The following is a 2,853-nucleotide window of genomic DNA, read 5'->3' as shown; positions in this document are numbered from 1 at the left end:
TGCCAGAACCGCGGCATGCGGCGCGACGGCCTGCTACCCGGCGTGCTGCAGGTGCGTCGCCGCGCGCACCGCTGGTTCGAGCAACTGCAGGCCGAAGATCCCGACCGCAAACCCGAGTTCGCCGAGGACTGGGTCAATCTCGTCGCGTTGGCGGTCAACGAGGAGAACGCGTCCGGTGGTCGCATCGTCACCGCGCCGACCAACGGCGCGGCAGGCATCATCCCCGCCGTGCTGCACTACGCGCTGTACTACACCGAGGCCGGTGTCCGCGACCCGGACGGCACCGCGGTGCGGTTCCTGTTGACCGCCGGTGCGATCGGGTCGCTGTGCAAGGAACGCACGTCGATCTCCGGCGCGGAAGGCGGGTGTCAGGGTGAGGTGGGCTCGGCCGCGTCGATGGCCGCGGCGGGGTTGGCCGAAATCCTCGGCGGAACAGCCCAACAGACCGAGAACGCCGCCGAGATCGCCATGGAGCACAGCCTGGGGCTGACCTGCGACCCGATCACCGGCCTGGTCCAGGTGCCCTGCATCGAGCGCAACGCGATCTCGGCGGGCAAGGCCATCAATGCGGCGCGGATGGCGCTGCGCGGTGACGGCACCCACCGGGTGAGCCTGGACCAGGTCCTGGAGACCATGCGGGCCACCGGGGCCGACATGCTGACCAAGTACAAGGAGACCTCCACCGGCGGTCTCGCGATCAACGTCCCGGTGAGTTTCGTCGAATGCTGATGAGGGTGAAGGTGTCTGCGGAGAAGGACAGATCAATCGGCTCGGCCCGCGTGAAGCGTGGGATGGCCGAGATGCTCAAGGGTGGCGTCATCATGGACGTCGTCACGCCCGAGCAGGCGCGGATCGCCGAGGGCGCGGGCGCCGTGGCGGTGATGCCCTGGAGCGTGTGCCCGCTGACATCCGGGCCCAGGGCGGGGTGTCCCGGATGAGCGACCCCGACATGATCGAGGGCATCATCGCCGCGGTCACCATTCTGGTGATGGCCAAGGCCCGGATCGGGCACTTCGTCGAGGCGCAGATCCTGCAGAGCCTGGGCGTGGACTATGTCGACGTGTCCGAGGTGCTCACCCCCGCCGACTATGCCCACCACATCGACAAGCGGAACTTCACCGTGCCATTCGTCTGCGGCGCCACCAACCTCGGTGAGGCGTTGCGTCGAATCACCGAGGACGCGGCCATGATTCGCTCCAAGGGCGAGGCGGGCACCGGTGACGTGTCGGACGCGACGATCCACATGCGCAAGATCGGCGGCGAGATCCGCCGGCTGACGTCGCTGTCTGACGACGAGTTATTCGTGGCGGCAAAGGAAATGCAGGCGCCCTACGAGCTGGTGGCCGAGGTGGCGCGGGCAGGCAAGCTGCCGGTCACGCTGTTCACGGCCGGTGGTATCGCCACCCCCGCCGATGCGGCGACGATGATGCAGCTCGGCGCGGAGGGTGTCTTCGTCGGCTCGGGCATCTTCAAGTCCGGCGACCCCGCGGCGCGGGCTGCGGCCATCGTGAAGGCCACCACGTTCTACGACGATCCCGACGTGCTGGCCAAGGTGTCGCGCGGTCTCGGGGTGGCCATGGTGGGCATCCACGTCGACGACATTGCGCAGCCACACCGCCTCGCCGAACGCGGCTGGTGACCACGATGTCGGTAGGTCGGCGCACGTCGAACGACCCAGCACGGCAACCGCCGTCGCACCAAGAAGTAGCACGGACGTCCATCCACCACCGAGCAGCAGGAGTCCTCATGTCCACCAACGCAGACGTTGTGATCCTCGGCGGGGGATCCGGTGGGTATGCCGCGGCGATCCGGTCGGCCGAACTCGGCCGCTCCGTCGTCCTCGTTGAGCAGAGCGATCTCGGTGGGACGTGCCTCCACCACGGCTGCATCCCCACGAAGGCACTCCTGCACGCGGCAGAGGTCGCCGACAGTGCCCGCAAGGCAGGCCAATTCGGCATCGACCTGACGTTGGGCGGGGTCGACGCCGAGAAAGTGCGCGCCTACCAGCAGTCCATCGTCCAACGCCTGCACAAGGGGCTCAGCGGGCTGGTCGCGTCGCATGGGATCACCGTGGTCCACGGTCGCGGATACCTCGCCGACAGCCACGAGGTCAGGGTCGACGACGCCGTGTACACCGCACCCAACGTCATCGTCGCGACGGGCTCCACGCCCAAGTCCCTACCCGGTGTCACCATAGGTGGCCGCATTCTCACCAGCGACGAGCGCTGGTGCTGACGACCGTCCCCGAGAAGGCCGTCGTCCTCGGCGGCGGCGGCATCGGTGTCGAATTCGCCAGCATCTGGGCATCTTTCGGAGCAGACGTCACGATCGTCGAGGCACTACCGCGGTTGGTGGCCGGCGAGGACGCGTTAATGTCGAAGCACCTCGAACGTGCCTTCCGGCGGCGGCGCATCACCATGAAGACCGACACCAGGGTCGTCGGTGTGAGCGAAGGCCCCGAGTCCGCCACGGTGACGCTCGAGAATGGCGATGCCCTCGAGGCCGACGTCGTCCTGGTCGCAATCGGCCGTGGGCCGAACACCAGCGGAATCGGATTGGAGCAGGCGGGGCTTCAGCTCGACCGGGGGTTCATCACCACCACCGACAGACTGCAGACCACCAAGAGCACCGTCTATGCGGTCGGCGATGTCGTCGGGCCCACAACTGGCACACCGCGGATTTCAGCAGGGCATCTTCGCCGCCGAGGAGATCGCAGGTCTGCAGCCCGACCCCGTCGACGACGCTCTCATCCCGCGCGTCACGTACTCCCACCCCGAGGTAGCGTGCATCGGGCTCAGGCAGCGGCCCGCGAGCGCTTCGGCGACGCGCAGACCTTCGTCTACGACCTCGCAG

1 protein-coding gene and 2 pseudogenes are annotated in these 2,853 nt (G+C 67.9%); all 3 read left to right on the top strand.

Annotation, left to right across the window (positions count from 1 at the left end; translation table 11 throughout):
• The coding region (locus ACRDUX_RS27050; RefSeq protein WP_526418300.1) for an L-serine ammonia-lyase at positions 1-729 on the top strand (729 nt) is incomplete at its 5' end.
• Positions 729-1,639: pseudogene (gene pdxS / locus ACRDUX_RS27045) on the top strand (pyridoxal 5'-phosphate synthase lyase subunit PdxS). The gene ACRDUX_RS27050 and the pseudogene pdxS, both read left to right, overlap by 1 nt.
• A gap of 5 nt (positions 1,640-1,644) precedes the next feature.
• A pseudogene (locus ACRDUX_RS27040) lies at positions 1,645-2,853 on the top strand (dihydrolipoyl dehydrogenase family protein); the annotation flags it as partial.

Source organism: Mycobacterium sp. (assembly GCF_050701675.1).
GTDB lineage: Bacteria > Actinomycetota > Actinomycetes > Mycobacteriales > Mycobacteriaceae > Mycobacterium.
This window is presented reverse-complemented; position numbering and strand designations above follow the sequence as displayed.